Source organism: Ramlibacter sp., from assembly GCF_035706265.1.
GTDB lineage: Bacteria > Pseudomonadota > Gammaproteobacteria > Burkholderiales > Burkholderiaceae_C > Ramlibacter.
This window is the reverse complement of sequence record NZ_DASSVG010000683.1, coordinates 1-6,259: the sequence shown is the minus strand read 5'-3', so window position 1 is coordinate 6,259 and position 6,259 is coordinate 1. Positions and strand designations below refer to the sequence as shown.

Genomic DNA, 6,259 nt, shown 5'->3' with positions numbered 1-6,259 from the left:
GCGCTGTGCCTCGCCGCCAGATAACTCGGTGGCCGACTGCCCCAGGCGCAAGTAGCCCAGTCCGATCTCGAGCAGCAGTTGCAATGGGCGCGCAACTGCATCTTCGTTAGCGAAGAAATCGCGTGCCTCTTCCACCGTCATCTGCAACACCTCGGCAATGTTGCGCCCATTCCAGAGCACCTTCAGCGTGGCTTCGTTGTAGCGCGCGCCATGGCAGGTCGGACAGGGCGCGTACACACTGGGCATGAACAGCAATTCCACGCTGACGAAACCCTCTCCCTCGCAGGTTTCGCAGCGTCCCTTAGGCACATTGAACGAAAATCGGCCCACGTCGAAACGTCGACGGCGCGCATCGGGTGTGGCGGCGAACAGCTTGCGCACGTGATCGAACAGGCCCGTATACGTGGCGAGATTTGAGCGCGGCGTACGTCCGATGGGCTTTTGATCCACCTGCACCAAGCGCTGTACGGCGTCCACGTCGCCGGCCAGGTGGCCGCCCGTGGTTTCGATGACCGCCGGCCCCTCGCTGATGTCTGCTTCGGCAGTATCGTCCTCGGGTTCGTGACCCAGATGCAGTAGCACCAGCTCGGGCAGCGCCTGTGCCACGAGGCTGGACTTGCCGGAACCGGAGATGCCGGTGACGGCCGTCAAAACGCCCAGCGGAATACGTGCGTCCGCGCCGTGCAGGTTATGTCGGTGGATACCCTGCAACTCCAGCCATCCGGCGGGTGTGCGACCACGGCTGACCGGCGCGGGAATCTCGTCGAACAGGTATCGTGCGGTGCGCGACTCAGCAACATTGCGCAAACCAGCAGGTGCTCCGCTGTAGAGCACGCGGCCACCACGTTCCCCAGCGTCCGGTCCCACATCCACCAGCCACTGCGCACGGCGCATCAACTCCAGGTCGTGTTCCACGACGAACACCGAATTGCCCGCGTCGCGCAGCTTGTCGAGTGCGTCGTACAGCGCTTGGCTGTCCGAAGGGTGCAGACCCGCCGAAGGTTCGTCGAGCACATAGACCACGCCGAACAACATGGAACTCAGCTGCGTCGCCAGCCGTAGCCGCTGCAACTCACCGGCCGAGAGGCTTGGCGTGGCACGGTCCAGCGTCAGGTAGCCCAAACCCAGCCTCTGCAATTGGCGTAAACGCGCCACCACCCCGTCAGCCAGGCGTTGCGCGGCGAGACGCTTTTCCTCCGACAGCGCGGAGGTGCGACGCACATCGGGCGATACCGCATGGACGGCTCGGCCTGAGGCCGCACGGGCGGCGCGGTCACGGCGCGTCACCTCCTTGTCAGTGTCCGCGCCAGAGGTGTGCGCGCTGAAATCACCGTTGGCGACGGGTTCGATCAAGACCGCCAACTGATCGAGTGGCATTTGCATGAACTCGCCGATGTCCACACCGGCGAAGCTCACCGAAAGCGCCTCGGGCTTGAGCCGCTTGCCGTGGCAGGCGGGACACGGCTTGCCTTCCATGAAGCGGGATACGCGCTTTCTCATCAGTGCGCTCTGCGTGTTGGCGAAGGTATGCAGCACGTAGCGCCGTGCACCGATGAAGGTGCCCATATAGCTGGGCTCCAGCTTGCGCTTGAGCGCCGCGCGGGTTTCAGCAGGCGTGAAGCCGGCGTACACCGGCACGGTGGGCGTTTCCTCGGTGAACAGAATCCAGTCACGATCCTTTTTCGGCAGATCCTTCCACGGCTGGTCAACGTCGTAGCCCATGCTGACCAGGATGTCGCGCAGGTTCTGCCCTTGCCAGGCGGGCGGCCACGAGGCGATCGCCCGTTCGCGAATGCTCAGGGAGGGATCGGGCACCATGATGGCCTCGGTCACTTCGTACACGTGGCCAAGCCCGTGGCAGGTCGGGCATGCCCCCTGCGGCGTGTTCGGCGAGAAATCCTCGGCATACAGCATCGGCTGGCCGGCCGGGTAAGCACCGGCGCGCGAATACATCATCCGCACCAGGCTCGACAAGGTGGTCACGCTGCCCACGGAGGAGCGCGCGTTGCTGGCGCCACGCTGTTGCTGCAACGCCACCGCGGGTGGCAGGCCGTCGATCGCATCCACGTCCGGCACGCCGGCCTGGTCGATCAGGCGCCGTGCGTACGGCGCCACCGACTCGAAGTAACGCCGCTGCGCTTCGGCGTAGAGTGTGCCGAAGGCGAGAGAGGACTTGCCGGAGCCGGAAACGCCGGAGAACACGACCAGCGCGTTGCGCGGGATGGCGACATCCACGTCCTTGAGGTTGTTCTCGCGCGCACCCCGCACCTCCACGAAGCCACTGGCCTCAGCGGTACGAGATGAGCCACCGAAAGAAGTGTTTGTCATTTTTCATGAAGGTCGTGATGCAGCATATTTCGTGGAGCGGCACACAGGGCGGGCTGTACCCACCCTGTGTGTGCTGACTTACTTTTTCCGTACAGCGGAAAGCTTCACCCTCTCCTCGGTCCCGCCGCAAAGCGGATGCTTGAAGCCGTTCGCTTGCTCGGTCTTGCCGAGGAAGATGATGTTGTCGTCCTGCGCGGGACTGACGCCGCCCGGCACGTAGTCGAGCGCGAGCGTGTGGCGCGTCTTCCAGGCGATATTGTGGTCCGCGCACGAAGAATCGCCGCTGACGCCCAGTGCTCCCACGCGATCGCCTTTCGCGTTGTATAGCGCCAGTCCGCCGCCGAACACGTTCACGCCGCCGATCCGCTTGCCCGTCATGGGGTCCTTCGCGGTGCCGAAATACGCGGCGTTGCCGGCGTAGGCCACGCCGGTGTCCACCGGGTTGGAGTGCTGCAAGCCGTAGAGGCTGCCGCCCGGCTGCGTGGCCGAGTAGAGATTGGCGGTGGAAAGCGCGAGGCCCGGAAGGCTGAAGGCATTCGCGGTATTCGCCTTCTGCGCGGAGATCACGCGGCTACCGAGCCACTGGTCGCCGTACTCCGCGCCGGTGAAGGCCACGGCACACACGGTGCCGTCGGTGCTGACAACCGTGCCCCACATGTCGAGGTTGAAGCCGCCATTGGATTCCTTGCGGGCGGCGGTGAGCGTTTCCTTGAGCTGCTGCCAGCCAGGAAGGCCGTCGCACGCGCCCGCGTGAGCCGCGAGCGGCAGAAGGAGAGAGGAGAACATCAGGGTTAGAACAGGGAGCTTCGTCATGATTGAAACCTCTGGGTTGAGATGAACCCGATGGCGGGCGATCCGCCTGGGGTCCGGGTGGTGGTTGGGAAAAACCAGCTACGGATTCGCATGCCGAGCCCTCTGGAGAGCCGGCATCTTCTGCCCATCCCAGTCGCGGTCAACCGCGACCTGGGCCTGTGCCCGGTGCTTTTCAAGCGCCTCGAAGTCCAGATCGGCGATCGCCCACAACTGCTCGCCGCGGGCCATGGCGAGAATGCCGCCTTCCGGAAAGCCATGATCCATCGGTGCATAGATCGTGGCCTCGCCGGTGTTCGTGTCCAGCGCAGGGCTCCAGCCGGCGGTTCCAGTCGTCACCGCCTGCGCGACGAACATCCGGTTCTCCAGGGCGCGTGCCATGCAGCCCACGCGGACCCGTGTCGCGCCCGCCGCGGTGTCCGTGCAACTCGGGACCAGCAGCAGGCGGGCGCCGGCCTCGCGCTGGGCGCGTACGGGCAAGGGGAATTCGCTGTCGTAGCAGACGGAGATGCCGGCACGCACACCGTTGAGATCGAACACCTTGAGGTCGTCGCCGCCCTCGATGATGCCGGCCGCCCTCTCGAACCCCGTCAGCTGCAACTTGTCCTGATAACCGCGCGTGCCGTCTGGCGCAAACCACCAGGCCCGATTGCGATAGCGCTGCGGGGCCACCTCGGTGAGGAACGTGCCGGCCTGGAGGGTCATGCGCAGCTCGCGCGCCAGATCAGCGTACAGCGTCAACCACGCCGGCTGCAGAGGCTGCAGCGCGGCCAGCGAGGCGCTCAGGTCGCGGCTGATCTCGGGGGCAAACGTCGCCGCCAGCTCGAGGGCAAGGTACTCGGGCAGCACCGCCAGTTCGGCGCCGGCGCGACGCGCTTCCTCCAAGATCAGCCGCTGGCGTGCGGCGAATTCCCCGAAGTCCGCGGGTTTGCCCACGGAGTACTTGGCCACGGCAAGCTTCATCGGCGGGCCTCCAGGGGCCGCAGCCACATGGTCAGCGTCTGCCCGGTTTCCTGCGATGACTCCACCTGCTTCCACGGCAGGCGGACGCTCATGTCCGGCTGCGGCACGTAGCCGCGACGGGTCCAGAACGGATCGTTGCTGCGGTAGTCGGGCGGGCGTCGCGGATCGTCCTTCGCTCGATCCACCGATGCGAAGGCCGTCCATCGGATGCCGCCCAGCGATCGGGCATGCGCTTCCCGCTCGTCGAAGAAGCGATGCCCCAGTCCCAGGCCGCGGAAGGCCGGGAGCAGGACGGATTCGCCGCAGTAGAACACGTCTTCCACCGGGATTCCCTGGTCGGCAAACGGCTGCCGGAAGGCAGGCTCCGCTGCGCTTAGCGGCAGGCCTGTGGAGGCGCCCACGACCTGATCGCCGGCGAGAACAATGACCAGCAAGCTGTCCGCCGACCGGGCGTAGGTGGCAAGGTAATGCTTCTCGTACCCAGCATCGCCCTCGTACAGATATGGAAAACTGCGAAAGACCTCGACGCGCAGGCTCGCCACGGCATCGAACCACTCGGCCGAGTCTGCCCCCCTGCGGGTCAGCACGCGCACGTCGCTCGCCATTTCAGGCCTTCCCGCCGACCTGGGCGATCCAGTCGGCCAGGCTGTAGTAGTTGGTGACACGCGCGATCTTTCCGTGGCGGATTTCGAAGAACGCGCCGCCCGGCAGCACATAGCGCTGGCCCGCGGCTTCCGGCAGTCCTTCGTCGGTGACCTTGTATGCACCGTGCACCACATACTCGGCGCTGGCGCGCAGGCCATCGGCACTGGCCATCACCACGATGTCGCGCAGCTGCTCTACATAGCAGCGGTCCATGCGCTGCAGGAAAGCGCGAAAGGCCTCGCGGCCGACTTCGCGCGCGCCCTGGTTCAGGTCGTGCGCAACGTCATCGACCAGCATCGACAGCATGGCCTCGCGGTCGCCGCGGTTGAATGCGTCGTAGTAGGCGGCAATCAAATTGGGGGTGCTCATTCGGGGCTCCGTGTTTTCTGCAGTCGAATGCGGGTCATTCCGCATGGGCACCAGTTTGAGAAGTCGAGAAATCTCTGTATATGGAACAGTTTCGATTTAACAGTTCCATTTTTTGGAATAATATGCTGGCAATTAGAGCCTGCCGCCGGGACGTGCCGTGAACAATGACCTGGAACTGCTCCGTATCTTTCGGGTGGCGGCCGAGAGCAGCAGCTTTCGCGATGCAGCCGTCCGCCTGGGGGCTTCTCCCCAAGCCGTCACCCGCGCCATCCAGTGCCTGGAGAAGCACTATGGTGAACTGCTGTTTCACCGAAGCACCCGACAGGTACGCCTCACGGCCTTTGGCGAGGGCTTGCTGGAACAGCTGCGCCCCGCGCTGGAGCGGTTCGAGGACCTATGGCGGATACCCGGGACGGATCAGCAGGCTTCCGTGTCGGGCACGGTTCGGGTCACCGCACCGCATAGCCTGGGCAGCCGGGCGGTACTGCCTGCATTGGAGCGTGTTGCTGCACGTCATCCGGGTATCGCCTTGGACGTGCGCCTGTCGGACCGCATCAGCAACACGGTCGACGAGGGGATCGATATCGGAATCAGGGTCGGATTCATGCGCGACAGCCGTTTCATTGCCCGCAAGGCGGCTGACATGCACCTCCCAATCGTCGCGGCTCCGCGTCTGATCGAGAAGACGGGCGTGCCTGGTAGCATTGATGCGTTAGCCGGGCTTCCGGTCACCGCCGCCCTGGATATCAACACCGGCCGTCCCTGGCCCTGGCACTTCAAGGCAGGGCGGCAGTGGACGCACGCCTCGCCTGCTTTCATCGCGGACAACGCCGACATGGAGATGGAGGCCGTGCTTGCAGGGATCGCCTTTGCACAACTGGCGGACTACATGGCCGCCCCTTACATTGCCAGCGGAAAGCTCGTGCAGGTGCTGCAGAACGAGGAGCCTCCGGCTTGGGGCCTGTACGTCTACCGACCCCAGCGCGGCCCCGTGCCGGCCAGGGTACGGGCGGTGTTCGACGAGTTGTACACAGCCCTCGGATCGCTGCCCACGTTGCGCCAGTAAGTGGCGTTGATGGCAGCCCTTAGGCCTAATGTCTTTTCCTTCCAAACCTCGATCCCGGTCGAGATCCCGCTTGGATAT

General features: G+C 64.9%; 6 protein-coding genes. 1 reads left to right on the top strand and 5 read right to left on the bottom strand.

Going from position 1 to position 6,259, the window contains the following annotated elements:
• From VFM98_RS24615 to VFM98_RS24595, 5 genes are all read right to left on the bottom strand, one after another.
• Positions 1-2,328 (bottom strand): excinuclease ABC subunit UvrA (locus tag VFM98_RS24615; RefSeq protein ID WP_325112526.1); only part of this gene is annotated, 2,328 nt, incomplete at its 3' end.
• A 78-nt stretch (positions 2,329-2,406) separates the two neighbouring features.
• The gene (locus VFM98_RS24610; protein WP_325112525.1) at positions 2,407-3,141 is read right to left on the bottom strand and encodes a GlcG/HbpS family heme-binding protein; all 735 of its coding nucleotides are present in this window, start codon (positions 3,139-3,141) and stop codon (positions 2,407-2,409) included.
• A gap of 78 nt (positions 3,142-3,219) precedes the next feature.
• The gene (locus tag VFM98_RS24605) at positions 3,220-4,101 is read right to left on the bottom strand and encodes a carbon-nitrogen hydrolase family protein (RefSeq protein ID WP_325112524.1); all 882 of its coding nucleotides are present in this window, start codon (positions 4,099-4,101) and stop codon (positions 3,220-3,222) included.
• The gene (locus VFM98_RS24600; protein ID WP_289275869.1) at positions 4,098-4,706 is read right to left on the bottom strand and encodes a GNAT family acetyltransferase; all 609 of its coding nucleotides are present in this window, start codon (positions 4,704-4,706) and stop codon (positions 4,098-4,100) included. Before VFM98_RS24600 ends, VFM98_RS24605 begins: the two co-directional genes overlap by 4 nt.
• 1 nt (position 4,707) lies before the next feature.
• Complete coding sequence (locus VFM98_RS24595) at positions 4,708-5,115, bottom strand: ketosteroid isomerase-related protein (protein ID WP_289275870.1); 408 nt, start codon at positions 5,113-5,115, stop codon at positions 4,708-4,710.
• Between the two features lie 157 nt (positions 5,116-5,272).
• On the opposite strand from VFM98_RS24595, the gene VFM98_RS24590 reads away from it, so the two are divergent.
• Entirely contained in the window at positions 5,273-6,181 is a 909-nt protein-coding gene (locus tag VFM98_RS24590; RefSeq protein ID WP_325112523.1) for a LysR family transcriptional regulator, read from the top strand.
• The last annotated feature ends 78 nt before the right edge of the window (positions 6,182-6,259 follow it).

Bases quoted from the DNA above. Each gene is read 5' to 3' on its own strand.
- VFM98_RS24610 (WP_325112525.1), bottom strand. From the start codon at position 3,141: ATGACGAAGCTCCCTGTTCTAACCCTGATGTTCTCCTCTCTCCTTCTG.
- VFM98_RS24605 (WP_325112524.1), bottom strand. From the start codon at position 4,101: ATGAAGCTTGCCGTGGCCAAGTACTCCGTGGGCAAACCCGCGGACTTC.
- VFM98_RS24600 (WP_289275869.1), bottom strand. From the start codon at position 4,706: ATGGCGAGCGACGTGCGCGTGCTGACCCGCAGGGGGGCAGACTCGGCC.
- VFM98_RS24595 (WP_289275870.1), bottom strand. From the start codon at position 5,115: ATGAGCACCCCCAATTTGATTGCCGCCTACTACGACGCATTCAACCGC.